The organism is Candidatus Methanocrinis alkalitolerans (genome assembly GCF_029167205.1).
GTDB classification, from domain to species: domain Archaea; phylum Halobacteriota; class Methanosarcinia; order Methanotrichales; family Methanotrichaceae; genus Methanocrinis; species Methanocrinis alkalitolerans.
Map to the genome: position 1 here is coordinate 1 of NZ_JARFPL010000045.1, position 15,201 is coordinate 15,201.

General features: G+C 56.6%; 15 protein-coding genes and 1 tRNA gene. 9 read left to right on the forward strand and 7 right to left on the reverse strand.

From position 1 onward, the window contains the following. Positions 1-352 precede the first annotated feature (352 nt). Positions 353-481 carry a hypothetical protein gene (locus tag P0O24_RS10960; protein ID WP_316969796.1) on the reverse strand — a complete coding sequence of 43 codons (129 nt, stop codon included), beginning with the start codon at positions 479-481 and terminating at the stop codon, positions 353-355. Positions 482-657: 176 nt separating this feature from the next. Continuing rightward, positions 658-782 (reverse strand) — tRNA-Ser (locus P0O24_RS10965). A gap of 92 nt (positions 783-874) precedes the next feature. On the opposite strand from P0O24_RS10965, the gene P0O24_RS10970 reads away from it, so the two are divergent. Continuing rightward, entirely contained in the window at positions 875-2,125 is a 1,251-nt protein-coding gene (locus P0O24_RS10970) for an amidohydrolase (protein WP_316969797.1), read from the forward strand. A 66-nt stretch (positions 2,126-2,191) separates the two neighbouring features. Here the strand turns inward: P0O24_RS10970 and P0O24_RS10975 are convergent, their stop codons facing one another. Both P0O24_RS10975 and P0O24_RS10980 read right to left on the reverse strand, forming a co-directional pair. Then, positions 2,192-3,226 (reverse strand): COG1361 S-layer family protein, encoded by a 1,035-nt coding sequence (locus P0O24_RS10975; protein WP_316969798.1) that lies wholly within the window; start codon positions 3,224-3,226, stop codon positions 2,192-2,194. Positions 3,227-3,440: 214 nt separating this feature from the next. After that, complete coding sequence (locus tag P0O24_RS10980) at positions 3,441-4,232, reverse strand: 2-amino-3,7-dideoxy-D-threo-hept-6-ulosonate synthase (RefSeq protein WP_316969799.1); 792 nt, start codon at positions 4,230-4,232, stop codon at positions 3,441-3,443. Between the two features lie 158 nt (positions 4,233-4,390). Here P0O24_RS10980 and P0O24_RS10985 point away from each other — a divergent pair, with 158 nt between their 5' ends. From P0O24_RS10985 to P0O24_RS11015, 7 genes are all read left to right on the forward strand, one after another. Next, positions 4,391-5,446 (forward strand): sulfurtransferase, encoded by a 1,056-nt coding sequence (locus P0O24_RS10985; RefSeq protein ID WP_316969800.1) that lies wholly within the window; start codon positions 4,391-4,393, stop codon positions 5,444-5,446. Between the two features lie 293 nt (positions 5,447-5,739). After that, positions 5,740-6,225 carry a helix-turn-helix domain-containing protein gene (locus P0O24_RS10990; protein ID WP_316969801.1) on the forward strand — a complete coding sequence of 162 codons (486 nt, stop codon included), beginning with the start codon at positions 5,740-5,742 and terminating at the stop codon, positions 6,223-6,225. A 126-nt stretch (positions 6,226-6,351) separates the two neighbouring features. Beyond that, entirely contained in the window at positions 6,352-7,662 is a 1,311-nt protein-coding gene (gene ectB / locus P0O24_RS10995; RefSeq protein WP_394356778.1) for a diaminobutyrate--2-oxoglutarate transaminase, read from the forward strand. Continuing rightward, on the forward strand, positions 7,659-8,126 hold the full coding sequence (locus tag P0O24_RS11000) for an ectoine synthase (protein WP_316969803.1): 468 nt from the start codon (positions 7,659-7,661) through the stop codon (positions 8,124-8,126). The genes ectB and P0O24_RS11000 overlap by 4 nt, the downstream gene beginning before the upstream one ends. Positions 8,127-8,213: 87 nt before the next feature. Further along, positions 8,214-9,473: a quaternary amine ABC transporter ATP-binding protein gene (locus tag P0O24_RS11005; RefSeq protein WP_316969804.1), complete on the forward strand. Its 1,260-nt coding sequence runs from the start codon at positions 8,214-8,216 to the stop codon at positions 9,471-9,473. Next, complete coding sequence (locus P0O24_RS11010; protein WP_316969805.1) at positions 9,460-10,290, forward strand: ABC transporter permease; 831 nt, start codon at positions 9,460-9,462, stop codon at positions 10,288-10,290. Before P0O24_RS11005 ends, P0O24_RS11010 begins: the two co-directional genes overlap by 14 nt. Before the next feature lie 75 nt (positions 10,291-10,365). Then, entirely contained in the window at positions 10,366-11,256 is an 891-nt protein-coding gene (locus tag P0O24_RS11015) for a glycine betaine ABC transporter substrate-binding protein (protein WP_394356777.1), read from the forward strand. A gap of 201 nt (positions 11,257-11,457) precedes the next feature. On the opposite strand, the gene P0O24_RS11020 is transcribed toward P0O24_RS11015, so the two are convergent. From P0O24_RS11020 to P0O24_RS11030, 3 genes are all read right to left on the reverse strand, one after another. Next, a complete protein-coding gene (locus P0O24_RS11020; protein ID WP_316969807.1) occupies positions 11,458-11,907 on the reverse strand; it encodes a hypothetical protein in 450 nt (149 codons plus the stop codon). A 929-nt stretch (positions 11,908-12,836) separates the two neighbouring features. Continuing rightward, entirely contained in the window at positions 12,837-12,959 is a 123-nt protein-coding gene (locus P0O24_RS11025; RefSeq protein ID WP_316969808.1) for a hypothetical protein, read from the reverse strand. A gap of 131 nt (positions 12,960-13,090) precedes the next feature. Further along, positions 13,091-13,867, reverse strand: a complete 777-nt coding sequence (locus P0O24_RS11030) for an alkaline phosphatase family protein (protein WP_316969809.1) — start codon at positions 13,865-13,867, stop codon at positions 13,091-13,093. A gap of 142 nt (positions 13,868-14,009) precedes the next feature. Here P0O24_RS11030 and P0O24_RS11035 point away from each other — a divergent pair, with 142 nt between their 5' ends. Beyond that, the gene (locus P0O24_RS11035) at positions 14,010-14,993 is read left to right on the forward strand and encodes a radical SAM protein (RefSeq protein ID WP_316969810.1); all 984 of its coding nucleotides are present in this window, start codon (positions 14,010-14,012) and stop codon (positions 14,991-14,993) included. Positions 14,994-15,201: the final 208 nt, after the last annotated feature.

Here is a 15,201-nt window from a genome sequence, read left to right on the forward strand (position 1 = left end):
CCTCGTTAGAACATGCAACATCATTGAATCCAGGTTTTGGACCTCTTCGACCCATCTTGCTACACCCACAATGAGATAGAACGTAATAGTATAAATAACATCAACTCACTGCTGGTTCACTACCAAGAATCGCGATGAGGCAGCGATCTCGGTAGCAAGTACGGTGAGATTGGCTTGGTCAAAAAGGCTACATCAAGTCAGTCTTGAAATCGGATCAAATCTAGATGACGCATAATTCGTGTGAAAAATGGAAATATTGTGTAGCTTAAACTCCTTAACCGATGACCCATGGATTCGTCTATGTAGATCCTCATCTTGGCCTAAATAAAAATGGTGAAGGAAATACCCTTAGCTATATCCCCAGCTGTGGTATGTGGGCGAGGTAGCTCTTCCGAAGCTCTTTTCTGTCGATGTGATCATAGATGTCGATTGCCCCTTTCCGGGCGTCGCCCCTCAGCTTTTGGATAAATTCGCGGGGCATACCCGCCCGTCGGAGGTGGATGGTGAACCAGTGGTGGCAACAGCGAGGCGAGAAATGGTCCTCCATCCGGTCGGAGTCGAAATCATGCAAAACTATCTTTTCGCCCTTTAGGCCATCCGGCTGATTCCATTGACTTAGGAAGCCGACTATTTAAAAGCCGTTTTCGATTGGTAAATTGGCGCTGAGGGTGAGATTTGAACTCACGAGGCGCAGTGCACCACCGGTTCCCCCGTCGGGCCTTCCTTGAGAAAAGATGGTCCGAGTTCAAGACCGGCGCCGTAGGCCGCTTGGCTACCTCAGCACGCTCCGGTTTGTTGGAGCGTGGACTTTTTAAGCCTGGCGATCAGGACGGTTGCAAAAGTTTTAACGTCGATGCCGGGAGAGGGGAAAATCATGCTGATCAAAGACCTCTCGATCATGGAGGACGGAAGGCTTCTCCGGGATGTGAACATCGCCATCGACGGGTCCCGGATCGCCGGGATCGGCCCCGGGGTCGCCGACGAGTCCGGCGACGGCGAGGTGATCGATGGCAGCGGAAAGCTCGCGATACCGGGCCTCGTCAACGCCCACACCCACCTCGCCATGACGCTATTTCGGGGCTACGCCGACGACATGGAGCTCTTGCCCTGGCTCTCGGAGAAGATCTGGCCCCTGGAGGCGAAGCTGACGGCCGAAGACGTCCGGTGGGGGACTAAGCTCGGCTGCCTCGAGATGATCAGGGGCGGGATCACCTGCTACAACGACATGTACTACTTCATGGACGAGACGGCCAGGGCGACGAAGGAGATGGGCCTTCGGGCCTTCCTCTCTGAGGTCGTCTTCGATATGAGGCCAGACCAGATCGAAAGGGCCGAGCCCTTCGTAAAGAGGTGGAAGGGCGACGACCTGATCGTTCCAGCCCTGGGACCCCACGCCGTCTACACATGTTCTGAGGAGACGCTCCTTAAGTCCAAAGAGATCGCAGAAAAGCACGACGTGATGCTTCACATCCACCTCTCAGAGACGAGGTCGGAGGTGGAGAGCTTCGAGAAGAACTGCGGCAAAAGCCCTGTCGAGTATCTCGACTCCATCGGATTTCTCAGCGACCGGGTCGTGGCGGCTCACTGCGTCTGGCTCTCGGAAAGGGACATATCGATCATCGCAGAGAGGGGCGTCACCGTAGCCCACTGCTCCATCAGCAACCACAAGCTCGCCTCGGGGATCGCGCCCCTCGACCGGCTCGCGAGGACGGGGGCCAACATCTGCCTCGGGACCGACGGGGCCTCGTCGAACAACAGCCTCAATCTCTTCCATGAGATGAAGACGACGGCCATCGCCCAGAAGTGCGCCCATTCTCGCCCCGACCTCTTCAGCGCCGGAGAAGTATGGAAGATGGCTACGGAGAACGCCTACGCCGCCTTCGGCCTCGACCTCGGCATCCGGGCCGGTGCCCTCGCCGACCTCGCCCTCATCGACCTGCAGAAGCCCTGGTTTTTCCCCCTCACTGATGGGAATATACTCTCCCACCTCGTCTACAGCGCCCAGGGCGGCGTCGACACGACGATAGTCGACGGGAATGTCCTGATGAAGGGCGGTGTCATCCCCGGAGAAGAGGCGATCCTGGAGAGGGCCCAGGAGCAGTTCCTGGACCTTCTGGCCCGATAGATCTTCCGAAGGTCTCAAGGCCTTCGGAGATATTCGGCTGGAGGGCCGATCCACATCCCCGGGGGATCACCACCGCCTCTTCTTCCGGAGCCTGGGGAGCCTGAGCCCCTTTTTTGCCCAGCCGAGGTAGATGAGGGTCAGGGCTATGGCGACGACGGGGACGACGAGAAGAGCCCGCAGCCCCGTTGGAGCCTTCACCACCACCAGAGCTGCCAGATCCTTTCTCCTCTCCTCAGGGCCTTCGCCGGGGAGGTATCGGACCGCGGATACGACGGCATACTCTCCGGGGTCCGCCTCTCTATCCACCTCCAACGGGAACCTGGCCGCCGCTCTCTTCCCCGGCTCTATATCCCCCAAGAGGACCGCGTCATCGGCAGAGCTGAAGGGATGTTGGACGATGAGGTTTGCTTCGACCTGCCGGGCAGGAACGTCGCCGGTGTTCTCTATCACCAGCTCCAGGTCGCAGGAGCGGCCCGGGGAGACAGAGCCCTTAACCTCCGCCACCTCGAGCCTTGGGCCCCTCATCACCGGAACCTCCAGGGATATAGTCTCCGTCGCCCTCGCCCTCTGGAAGTATATCTCGGGGTACAGGGGGTTTCCCAGGACCCGGACATCCTCGAGCCTCTCATAGGATATCTCGATGAGCATCGGGTAAATCCCGGAGGTTGCGGACTCCTCAGCCCTGACCGAGAACTCCATGGGTCTCTTCAGCGTCTCGCCCCCCGACAGGGATCCCGCAAGCTGGGTTCCAGAGAGGACAGCCAGCCTCTCGTCCCTGGAGAGGAGCCTCGCCTCTATCCCCACTGCCTCAGAGGCCTCCATCTCCATCTCCCCCTCCAGAAGGGCCAGCATCTTTTCGTCCTCGGTTTTGGGCGTCCTCTTCTCCACCAGACCCGTCACATGCCCCCGATTCTCGATCTCCACGAAGATCGAGCCGACCTTTCCGGTCTCGAGGCCGGAGCTCAAAGACGATACGAAGATGGAAGGTCCCCCTTCCGCCCTATAGAAGTCCTCCTCCGCCGGGGCCGAAGGCGAGAGGAGGAGGGCTGCCGCCAGCACCGCCCCCATGACACGACCAAAACCCGAGCATATCATCTCCACCACCCTCCCCTCCAGCTGCGACCAACTATTTGTATCATCATCACCCTCTTTCCGGTCTCAAGAGAACGTAAACACCCTGGAACCTTTTACCTTCTTCTTCATAGCTTTCGCCCTCAGATCCCTTCTTATCCCTGGAATAGGGCTCTGGAAGCTAGAGGTGGTGATATGGATGAATCTATCAGTCACAACCGAGGTGCAGTGCCCCGGGCTGCCGCTACATCTCCATCTCCAGCGCCTCCTCCGCAGTCATCTCCCGGTGGACTATGGAAGAGAGCCTTCTTGTGATGAGGGTGGGGTCCTGGTGCTGGAAGACGTTTCTGCCGATGGCGACGCCCCGCGCCCCGGCTCCTATGGCGTCGGCGACCATCTCGAGAAACTCCGCCTCAGTATCCGTCCGGGGCCCTCCAGCTATAACCACCGGCACTGGACAGCCCTCCACAACATCTCGAAAGGAGTCGGGGTCCCCGGAGTAGCTGGTCTTGACGACGTCGGCCCCCAGCTCCGCCCCGACCCTCGCGGCATGGGCGATGTAATCTGCACGATGCTCGTCCTCGATCTTCTTGCCCCGAGGGTACATCATGGCGAGGAGCGGCATCCCCCATTCCTGGCACTTACGAGAGGTCTCTCCGAGAGTCGCGAGCATCCTCGCCTCGTCTTCGGCCCCCACGTTGACCTGGATGCTGACGCCGTCGGCGCCGATCTTCAAGGCCTCCTCCACCGTCGCCACCAGGACCTTGTTGTTGGGGTCGGGACCCAGGTTCGTTGATGCAGAGAGGTGGAGGATCAGTCCCAGGTCCCGGCCGTAACCCCGATGGCCGAAGGTAGCCGCTCCCTTGTGGACGACGGCGGCGTCAGCCCCCCCTGCGGCGACGAGATCCGCCGCCCCCCTCACATTCTTTATCCCCCGGATCGGTCCCACGGTGACGCCATGGTCCATGGGTATGATGACCGTCCTATCCGTCTCCCGGTTGAAGATCCGCTCCATCCTTACCGACTTTCCGATCAATGGCCACACCTCGAATTTTTACATTTATGTATATCTAAGTACATTAAAGTACTTTATAAATCTATGATGAACAAGATTTACGATATTAATAGGTTGCCGTCCATCGGCTCGCCAGGCTCAAATAGAGCGGTCGGCTTTAGTACGGGGAATGGGGAGTGATGATCATCGCAAATTCGAGATCGATTTCAAGATCTTACGGGCAGCTTCACAGATCGAGCCCTGAGTGTTCCTGTATCTGTCGCCTGGGCGCCGGCTCCATAGTCGCATTTCTCTTCGCCGGAGTTATCCTCGCCTCCGCAGCCTCGGCGTCCACCCCGGGATGTCCCGACTGTCCGGACTGGAATAACTTCAACGCTTGGTGGGACAAATACCATAAAGCTCCAAACCAGGCGGACTCTGGGCCATCTTCAGGGAGCCTCCGTGATCAGGCGGAGAAGTCGAGGGCCAAAAACGAGGAGAGCGGGGTCTCAAGCGTCGAGTATCCGAAGACTGAGCTCATCTTCCGCCCGGGTGACGACATCGATGGACGCATACTCCTGGACGCCAGGTCTCCCGCCGATTACGAGAGGGGGCACCTCCCGGGGGCTAGGAACCTTTACTGGAGGTGGCTGCGGCCTGCAGGAGCTCTCGACATCGATGTTGCCGTCTCACTATTATCCAGTATCGGCATCGAAGAGACCGACTCCATCGTAGTCTATGGCGACGGAGACGATTCCGCCTACCTCTTCTGGGCCCTGGAGGTCCTGGGCCACCCCAACCTCGCCCGCCTGGACGGGGACGTTAGAGCCCTCAACGGTCTCGATCTCGTCCAGAACGCCCCGGAGCCTGAAGAGTCGGAGTACTCCTCGGCGTTGAGGGTGGGGCTTCTCGTCGACGAGACTATGCTGAAGGAGGCTCATGGAAATCTAGGAGCTCAGATCGTCGATGCCCGGTCCAGCTACCCTGACCGTGCAGCTTCGCGGATCTCAAACTCGATGTACTTCAAGACCGCCGACCTCTACTCCGATCCTGAAGCCGGGACCCTCAAGACCGCCGGGGAGCTGGAGCGGCTCTTCACCGGACGGGGCATCGACGGGGGCAAGGTCCAGATGATATACGGAACTCCAGAGGCCACGGCCCTCTACTTCGCCCTCAGGACGATGGGCTACAGGGCGGCGGTGGTGGACGGAGACTGGTGGCAGAAGACAGATTACACGGTGAGCTCCATATCATGAAGGGGCTTTAAAAGCTCCAAGACACGACGGGCATTAGAAGAGCCGCGCTATTCTATTTGGGAGGAGAACAGAAGGCCGGGGCGAGATGCCCTGGCCCTTCTGGTCCATGAGGGTTCGACGCATTTTCCTTCTAGCCGCCTCTCCGACTTCGAGGATCTTCGGCTATGCCTCCTCGCGTGCGACTAGACAGACTCTTGGGAGACGGCTGCAGTTAAATAAATTTCGGTTGCTTAAACGCAATATAAATTGATTCGAACCGAACATTTAATATGTATTAATTTCAATCGTCTTATATGCCCAAGCCGGAGCAGGTATCCATACGAAGGTGTATGGCGGCCGAGGAGCTCGATGATAGGATTAAGGAGCTGGAGAAATGGGCCAGGGTTCTGAAGAGGCTCCGCTTCATCAGATACCGGTATCAGGGCTTTAGCGTTGAGACCTCGGCCCATCTGGTCGGCATCACCAAGAGCGTCGGATACACCTGGCAGAAGAGGTGGAACGATGGCGGCTATGAGGGGCTCATCCCGAGGCACGGCGGCGGAAGGCCGACGAAGCTCTCGGAAGCGGAGAGAGGGCGGCTCGAACTCCTCCTCCGCCAGAGGGACCGCTGGACGACGATGGAGGTCAGAGACCTCGTAAAAGGGCAGTTCGGCGTGGAGTACACCCCAAAGCAGATAAGAATAATTCTGAAGAAGCTGGGCATAATCCAAGCCCGTAGTTCTTCTCTTTTCCCACCGGAGTCGGGAGAATGCTCTCCAAATATGACGTCAGACCCTTGAGAGACGGCTCTGAGAAGGCGAGCCCCGCCGGAGAAATATTGCAGTTCGGTGACCAAGACCACGAAGCTACAGATCTCCTCCGGATGGGACCGATAAATCTGAATGGGTGATACAATCATGAACGATATTAGCACAACAAATCGTCTTGAATCAAAGGTTCGAAGCTACTGTCGCAACTTCCCGGCCGTCTTCACGAAGGCCAGGGGGGCGACGTTGGAAGACGAGGAAGGGCGCGAGTACATCGACTTTCTCGCGGGGGCCGGGGCCCTCAACTACGGCCACAACGACCCGGCGATGAAAGAGAAGCTCCTCGAGTACATCGAGGCAGATCAGATCGTCCACGGCCTCGACCTCGTCACGGAGGCGAAACAGGCCTTCATGGAGGCCTTCGACTCCCGGATCCTCAAGCCCCGGCGCATGAGGTATAAGATTCAGTTTACAGGGCCTACGGGGACGAACGCTGTCGAGGCGGCGATGAAGATCGCCCGAAATTACACAGGAAGGCAGACGATCGTCTCCTTCACCAACGGGTTCCACGGCGTCACCCTCGGATCGGTCGCCGCGACCGGCAACAGCCATTTCCGTGACGGCTGCGGCATCCAGCCCCAGGGGACGGCCTTCATGCCCTACGATGGCTACATGGGCGAAGGGGTCGACACCACCGAGTACCTCGACAAGATGCTCACCGACGGGAGCAGCGGCCTCGACCATCCGGCGGCGGTCATCGTCGAGACGATCCAGGGCGAGGGCGGGATCAACGTTGCGAGCAAAGAGTGGCTCCGGTCCCTCGAGGAGGTCTGCAGCAAGCACGACATCCTCCTGATCGTCGACGACATCCAGGTGGGGTGCGGCAGAACCGGGACCTTCTTCAGCTTCGAAGAGGCGGGGATATCGCCGGATATCATAACCCTGTCCAAGTCCCTCAGCGGCTACGGCCTGCCCATGGCGGTCGTCCTGATGAAGCCACAGCTCGACTTGTGGAAGCCCGGCGAGCACAACGGAACCTTCCGGGGAAACAACCTCGCATTCGTCACTGCCCAAGCAGCGATCGAGGAGTACTGGGGGGACGACTCCTTCTCGAGAGATGTAAAGAAGAAGGGTAGGATCGTCCGAGAGAGGCTTGAGAGGCTCGTCGACCTGGACGATAGAGGTATCCTCTCGGCCCGGGGAAGGGGTATGATGCAGGCCCTCGACTGCAGAACCGGCGATCTCGCCTCTCGAATCTCGGCCCTAGCCTTCGAGAGGGGGCTCATCATCGAGACCTCCGGCTCCGACGACCAGGTTTTGAAGTGTCTGATACCCCTCAACATCACCGACGACGAGCTCAAAAGGGGGCTTGCTATCCTGGAGGAGTCGGTCATCGAGGCCCTCTCAGAGATCCCTGATGAAGCCGCCGAAAAATGGGCTGAGAAGCTCTGGATGGAGGTTCTGGCATGATCGTGAGGAGCTTGAGGGACGCCGAGAGGTCCGAGAGGAGGGTCGTCGCCGAGAACTGGGAGAGCACCCGACTCCTTCTGAAGGGCGACAATATGGGCTTCTCCTTCCACATAACCACCATCTATCCCGGGACCGAGACCTGCATATGGTACAAAAACCACCTCGAATCGGTCTACTGCATCGATGGCGAGGGAGAAGTGGAGGTCCTGGACGGAATAGACGGCGGAGGGGACGGAAGGTCCGATTCCGGAACGCACGGCGACGCCGAACCCGGATTAAACGGCGGCAGGATCTACAAGATCGCCCCCGGTACCCTCTACATCCTCGACCGGCACGACCGCCACCTCCTCCGAGCTAAGACCGCCCTGAAGCTCGCCTGCGTATTCAACCCACCCCTCGTCGGAGGAGAGATCCACGACGAGGACGGCGTCTACCCTCTGGAGGCGGAAGAGGTTAGGGGTTGAGGAAAGTAAGCCTCCGACCCTCCAAAATTTTATAAAATCAATTAGAATTAAAAATTTATCGAAGAACATAGAAATGCTTAAAATTTATTGGAGCGAAAAAAGGTCCAAAAAGATTTAAAAACGAGGTTTAGAATGATTCCTGAAGGAAGAACTGTTAAAGTCAAAGTAAGAAACTTATCGATGATCTTCGGTGAGAGGCCTGAAGAAGCGTTGCAGCATCTCAGGGATGGTTTGAATAAAGATGAAATATTCGAAAGGACCGGTCAGATCGTCGGCGTCTACAACGCCAACTTCGAAGTGACCGAGGGTGAGATCTTCGTTCTTATGGGCCTTTCTGGCAGTGGTAAATCCACCCTGCTTCGATGCATAAACCGGCTTTTTGAGCCCGCAGCAGGAGATGTGCTCATCGACGGTGAAAACATTCTGGATTTTACGCCCCAGCAGCTGAGGGAGGTCCGCCGGAAGAAGCTCGGCATGGTATTCCAAAACTTTGCTCTATTTCCCCATAGGACGATAATCGAGAATGTAGCCTACGGGCTTGAGGTGAGGGGAGTCTCAGAAGAGGAGCGGCTGTCTAAGGCGGCTGAAGTGTTGAAGATGGTGGGCCTCCAGGAGCACGCTGATAGCCTCCCCTCTCAGCTCAGCGGCGGGATGCAGCAAAGGGTAGGGCTTGCAAGAGGCCTCGCCAGCGATCCTGACATATTACTCATGGACGAGGCCTTCAGCGCTCTCGACCCCCTCATACGAAGAGAGATGCAAGACGAGCTTCTAGACCTTCAGGACAAAGTTAACAAGACGATCATCTTCGTCTCTCACGACCTCGACGAGGCGCTGCACATAGGGGATAGAATAGCTCTCATGAAGGATGGGAGGATAATCCAGATCGGAACCGGTGAAGATATCCTGAACAACCCGGCCGACGAGTACGTCGCCAAGTTCGTGGCTGGGGTTAACATGGCCAAGATCCTCACCGCCGAAAGGGTGATGAATAGGCCTGAGCCGGTGGTTTTAGACAACTCCACCCCCGAAGCCGTCCTCAGGCGGATGATAAAGTACAAGAAGAGCTTCGCCTTCGTGACCGATAAGAATAAGGAGTTCAGAGCGATTTTGACGAAGGAGGGCGTAAAAGAAGCTATTGATAGCGGCAAAAGTCTGCAAGAAATCTTAGTCCTTGAGACCACCATCGTACCTCCTGAAACTCCGGTCACAGAGCTGATATCTCTTGTTGCTGGATGCTCTCATCCGCTGCCCGTGGTGGACAACCAAGGGACTCTGGTGGGGATTATCGGGCACGTAGCGCTTCTCAACGCCCTGACTCCGGGGGTGGTCGAGAATGGCGCTGCCTAGGATTCCACTGGGAGACGGCGTGGAGTTGGCTGTCGAATGGGTGGACGCCAATTTTGGAGGAATTCTCGATCTTCTGAGCATGGTTCTGAGCACGCTGGTCGGTGGTCTCAAGGATTTGCTCCTCTTTCTTCCGCCAGTAGCGATGGCAGCCTTTATCGCCGCCTTGGTCTGGGGGGTGAGCAGAAGGAATCTGAAGATGGCTACGGGCACCCTTTTAGGTCTTCTCCTGATCGAGAGCATGCAGCTTTGGAGCCTCTCGATGGAGACTCTGGCGCTGGTGATCTCATCGACCATCGTTGCCCTGATGATAGGAATCCCCGTCGGAGTCCTCTGTTCCAGGAACGACACCGCAAATGGGGTAATCACTCCGATACTGGACCTAATGCAAACGATGCCCTCTTTCGTATATCTGATCCCGGCCGTTATATTCTTTGGCCTGGGGAACGTCCCGGGGATCATAGCCACAGTGGTCTTCGCCATGCCCCCCACGATCCGCCTAACCAACCTGGGGATACGACAGGTCGCAAATGATCTTTTGGAGGTTGCAGAGGCCTTCGGGTCCACCCCGAGACAGAAGCTCCTGAAGGTCCAGCTTCCTTTGGCGATGCCAACGATCATGGCCGGGGTAAATCAGTGCATCATGCTCTCCCTCTCTATGGTGGTCATAGCCGCCATGATAGGTGCCCGTGGGCTTGGATACCAAGTCCTGGTGGGGATTCAGAGGGTGGACATAGGAACGGGGTTTGAAGCAGGGCTCGCCATCGTGATCATAGCCATGGTCCTGGATCGAATCACCCGAAGCCTCACCAAAAGATAGGTGGTTCTCATGCCAAAACGAGTTTATTGCCGAGGATTGAGAGGTTAAAAGTGAAAACGATTCTGTAAGGATGTGATGAATTTGGAAGATAACAAAATAAAGACTCCAATGATTCTGGGTCTGTTGGCCTTGACCGCGATCTTCGTCTCCGGCTGCATCGACGACGGAGATTCGGTCTTGGAGAAGAAGGAGGTTTCGATAGGCTATGTACTCTGGGACGGCGAGATCGCCAGCACCAACGTCCTGAAGCAGGTCTACGAAGCGGCTGGATATGACGTTGAGATCATCGCAGTAGACGCAGGTCCCCTCTACCAGGGGCTAGCCAGAGGCAATTTCGACCTGACGGTCTCCTCTTGGCTTCCCGAGACCCAAAAGAACTACTGGGACATATACAGGGACCAGATCGATTACGTCGGACCCAACCTCGAAGGTTGCAGAGTCGGGCTTGTGGTGCCCGCCTACGTCGGCATAAACTCCATCGAGGAGCTAAATGACTTGAAGGCCGATTTCGGCGGCAAGATCGTCGGCATAGATCCTGGAGCAGGGATCATGCAAAACACCGAGGATGCCATAGAGATGTACGACCTAGACTACAATCTTGAGGCCAGCTCCAGTGCCGGGATGGCGACGGCCCTCAAGAGGGCCATCGATAGGGAGGAATGGATCGTCGTCACTTTATGGTCGCCCCACTGGGCCTTCAACCGCTGGGATCTCAAGTATCTGGACGATCCCCTGATGGCCTATGGGACTGGAGATAACGCCACCACCCTCGCCCGTATAGGGCTCGAGGAAGAGAAGCCCGAAGCCTACGCCATCGCCGAGAGGTTCCACTGGACCCAGGAGGATATCTCCGAGGTGATGATGGACATCGAGAACGGAATACCAGAAGAACAGGCAGCTGCAACCTGGATATCGAACAATCCCTATAAGGTAAAATACTGGACCGAAGGGCATAATCAGGCTTAAAAGACAATAGCCGAGCTTCATAAACCGGCGCCCTTTTATGCTGCGATCATCCAGGTCCCACCAAGAGGCCAGGGTGATCAGATATTCTTTTTTCCGTTTTTATTGTTCCTTGTTGCCGTTTTATCTTGTTACGGCCGGAAGAAGATATCGTCTTATAATTGCGGCGTTCTGAATTGGGAGGATGGAAAGGGCTTGAGAGCACTACCAGCCGCTCTCCGCCTTCCATGAGGCCCCTTTGAATACCGTCCCCGGATATTTGACCTCGGAGGTGAACTCTTCGGTCACCAGGCGGTACTGCCTCTGGTTACGGTTACCGCGACGTTCGAGGACGCCGTCGTAGTACATCCGCGAAAGGTAGGTCGACACAGTGCTGAGCTTTATGTCGTCGGATACAGCCTCGTATCGGTCCCTCAGCTCGTTGGACGAAAACCAGGATTCTGGGAACTCTTCCCTCACGAAGATCTCCAGCCGGTCCCGCAGAGTTCTATTGTCCTCGGATTTCGGCGGGGCTGCATCTCTGAAGTCGTTCGTCCCCCCCCTGAAGACGCCTGCAGCGGCCAAGAAATCGATGACCTTCTCTCGGACGATCTCGCCCTCGAATACGTGAGTGGACCTCATTCCGTCCTCTTCGATCTCGATCTTGACCTTCATCTAACCCACCCTATGTCCTGGGGGACTGCTGCTAAGATTCAGCTTCTGACCTATCCGATAATGGAGATGGAGAAGCCCGGCCGACGGATCGAAGGAATGGTTAATGGCGAACCAGGACTAAATTTAGCAATCCTCCTGATCCGCCCCCCCCTTCATTTAAACCCTTCACTGTACGATGTTAATCGCGACGAGTGATGAAAGGCGGAACGGGATTGGAGCCGTCTCGGAAAGCTCCATCCCGTTCCACCCGCCCCCCTTCATTGCGCTATCTCCCTTACCAGTTGCTTAATTATGGACTAGGCAGAGTGAAACCCACGATCTCCCCTTCACTTCCCCTACCATTGGTGAACCCTCCGCCCCCTTCAAAGCGAAGGACCCCCTTCATTGCTCTGTGATCAGACAGGACGTGAATTTAATTCTGCCAACATCCCCTGTGTTATGTAGGTATATAAACTTTTCTGAGTGTAGGGAGTTGTAGTAACCTGATAAAAACGATTATTTCAGGTTTATTTTCAGAAAAAACCTGAAATAACGGTTTTAATTTTGTTCACAATACTGGAAATCGGTTTTGAAATTGAATGATTCTAATATCATATGATTCATACTCATCCGAGAAATAAAAATTGGAGGAATCGGAAATTTCCCCAATCCACCTCGGGAAAAAGGTTGTAATACCTACAAATCGCCTCATCGCCATTAGCTGCGAAAGTACGGCGGGGCTCTCTGAGCGACGATACTATGCGCCCCGATGGTCAGTCGCGAAGGGTCCTTTGGAGAGGTCTTCGTACCTCCGGCCGCCACGGCACTTTATACAGGCCCCGGAGACGGGGTCGAAACACCGAGAGCATACGAGTCTCCCACAGAGTTGACAGGAAAAAAGCAGGTCAGCCCTGCCGCATATGCTGCAGATTCCCACAAGTTCCATGGTATCAAGATGCCTGATACGGCTCGAAGTACTCCTCCACCAGCCAGTCGCCGATCTCTTTCATATACTTGCGCTTCCGCTCATCCTCCATAGCGGCCTGGTAGATCTCGGATAGGTCTTCGTACATGTATGCCCTCCAGGCTGGCGAGAACCCATTTAAATCTGTCGCGCACATATTATGGTAGACCTTATGGTAGACCTATCTAGGCCGTTAGAAAAGGCAAAGAGGCCTCATGCGGAGGCTCAAGCCCCGCGTTCCTACAAGGAGGCGGCTCTTCTACCGTTCTCCTTCTTCCAGAATATCAGTGCTACATCCCTTGAGTCATAAACGCCTTTCAGCACGCCGGCGTGGAGGGGGTGGTCCCCACAGACCGCCACCATCGTCCTTTCGGCCGCCGCGGCGGCGAGATCTCCCAGATGACCGTCGATTTCAGACGCCGCCCCCCTGATCTCCTCGATCCCTCCTCCATCATGCGCGATCCGGTCGATCCCGAGGAAGTGGGCAACGAGGAGCCTCGGCTCGGTCTTTAGCGCCTCGAGCGACCGTTCCAGGATCTCACGGTCGAAATTCCGGCCGACGAGGCTCTTGGAAACGCCCATCACCGTCGTCACGAAACCGTTGAAGGTTCGAGCCCCCTCCTCTTCCATCACCACCGCAGATCGGATCATATCTGAGCTCGCCCATTCCAGGAGGCTCCTGATCTCTGAATCTGAGGCTTGGCTTGTGTTGCTGATCCCATGTTTTTTGGGCATGAGGCCTGTGAGGATCGATGCTATGGCGGGGGCGGTGGTGGCGGCGACGCATTCCGCCTTGAGGAGGACCCCCTCGGAGGCCATCGATCTCATATTGGGAAGGTCCAGCTCCAGAGCTTTGTAGAGGCCGTATCCCAGGCTGTCGACGATCGCCAGGACGACTCTGTCGCACTCCCACCCCTCCACAAGGTCGATGGCCCTCCCGTCGGTAGGGGGGGTTTTCACCCCCAGGACTCGGGCCATGGTGGGGGCTACATCTATTAGCTTGATAGATCCCGACATCTTCCTCCTGCTTGCCGCTGTCACTATTGGAGCCCCATCGCTTAGGTTTGGCGGTCAGGGGTCGAACGCGCCTCCTCTCGACCTGATCCCATTCACCGTCTTGAGTTGAGGGCCACCGCTATAAACTCTGATCGAATAGTTGATGTTGATGGATCCTGAGATCAAAGCGAGGCTGATATCGTCGGGGACCGTCGAGCTTCCGGAGCTCCTCCGCCCATCCGGGCCCGTCTCGGCCGCCGGTCCCGGCGCCGGTGAGATGAACGTCTTCTTCAGATCGGGGGGGACGCGGGTCAGACTCGGCGTGGCCGATACCTCGACCCTGAAGCTGGCAGAACTCGACGGAGACGAAGTGGCGATACTTGAGGATGGCGTCGAGGTCGCGAGGGGATATCTCGAGCGGCCTCTCATCCACTGTCCCCGGCAGGCGTACATCACCGTCAGCGAAAGGTGCATCTACGACTGCAAGTTCTGCGCCGTCCCGAAGCTCGCGGGGACCGTCAAGTCCAAAGAGAGGGTCTTGGGGATGGTGGCCGAGGCCGTGGATACGGGAGAGCTTGAGGCGATATCCCTCACCAGCGGCGTCGAGCGGTCGCCGGAAGAGGAGGTTTTTAGGGTGGCAGAGATCGCAAAAGACCTCCGCCGGTTCGAGGTCCCCATCGGGGTCTCTGTCACCCCGGCCAAAAGGTCCAGCGAGATCCTAAAGGCTGCGGGCGCGGACGAGATCAAGTACAACGTCGAGTGCCTCGACCCCGATCTCTTCAGGAAGGTCTGTCCCGAGGTCTCCCTGGAGAAGATCAAGACGGCTCTGGAGAAGGCCGTCGACGTATTCGGCGATAACCGTGTCTTCTCCAACGTCATCATAGGCCTCGGCGAGTCAGAGACCGCCCTTCAGGAGGGGATCGTGGAGCTGGCTGAGATGGGGGTTCTTCCGGTCCTCAGGGCCGTCTATCCCCATCCCCTTAGGGTGGGGGAGGTCGAGATGGTCCGCCCGTCCCCGGAGCGGCTCACCGACCTCGTCCGTCGCCTCAAGAGGGTCCTCGATGACCACGGGCTTCGGGGGGACGTCGCCGAGACGGGATGCTATCGGTGCACAGGATGCGATCTGATCCCCCACAGGGATCTTTAATCAGATGAAAGAGAACGGGGTAGTCCACCCTAATTAAGTTTATATATCATTTTTGTAACTATTCAGCCACCATGGCCATATAACCGTCGTTCCGCACTAACGGTCTAATTTCCAAACATTTTCCCTATAATTTATAGCAAAGATTTATTAAATATCCCGTTATATGCGTTTTTTTAGGGGTAGCATCTATGGAGATAAGAACTCTTCC

Excerpts from the sequence above, each read along its gene's own strand:
- P0O24_RS10985 (WP_316969800.1), top strand. The coding sequence starts at position 4,391 with ATGATCATCGCAAATTCGAGATCGATTTCAAGATCTTACGGGCAGCTT.
- P0O24_RS10960 (WP_316969796.1), bottom strand. The coding sequence starts at position 481 with ATGCCCCGCGAATTTATCCAAAAGCTGAGGGGCGACGCCCGGAAAGGG.
- P0O24_RS11000 (WP_316969803.1), top strand. The coding sequence starts at position 7,659 with ATGATCGTGAGGAGCTTGAGGGACGCCGAGAGGTCCGAGAGGAGGGTC.
- P0O24_RS10970 (WP_316969797.1), top strand. The coding sequence starts at position 875 with ATGCTGATCAAAGACCTCTCGATCATGGAGGACGGAAGGCTTCTCCGG.
- P0O24_RS11025 (WP_316969808.1), bottom strand. The coding sequence starts at position 12,959 with ATGTACGAAGACCTATCCGAGATCTACCAGGCCGCTATGGAGGATGAG.
- P0O24_RS11020 (WP_316969807.1), bottom strand. The coding sequence starts at position 11,907 with ATGAAGGTCAAGATCGAGATCGAAGAGGACGGAATGAGGTCCACTCAC.
- P0O24_RS10990 (WP_316969801.1), top strand. The coding sequence starts at position 5,740 with ATGCCCAAGCCGGAGCAGGTATCCATACGAAGGTGTATGGCGGCCGAG.
- P0O24_RS11010 (WP_316969805.1), top strand. The coding sequence starts at position 9,460 with ATGGCGCTGCCTAGGATTCCACTGGGAGACGGCGTGGAGTTGGCTGTC.
- P0O24_RS11030 (WP_316969809.1), bottom strand. The coding sequence starts at position 13,867 with ATGTCGGGATCTATCAAGCTAATAGATGTAGCCCCCACCATGGCCCGA.
- P0O24_RS11035 (WP_316969810.1), top strand. The coding sequence starts at position 14,010 with ATGTTGATGGATCCTGAGATCAAAGCGAGGCTGATATCGTCGGGGACC.
- P0O24_RS11015 (WP_394356777.1), top strand. The coding sequence starts at position 10,366 with ATGAATTTGGAAGATAACAAAATAAAGACTCCAATGATTCTGGGTCTG.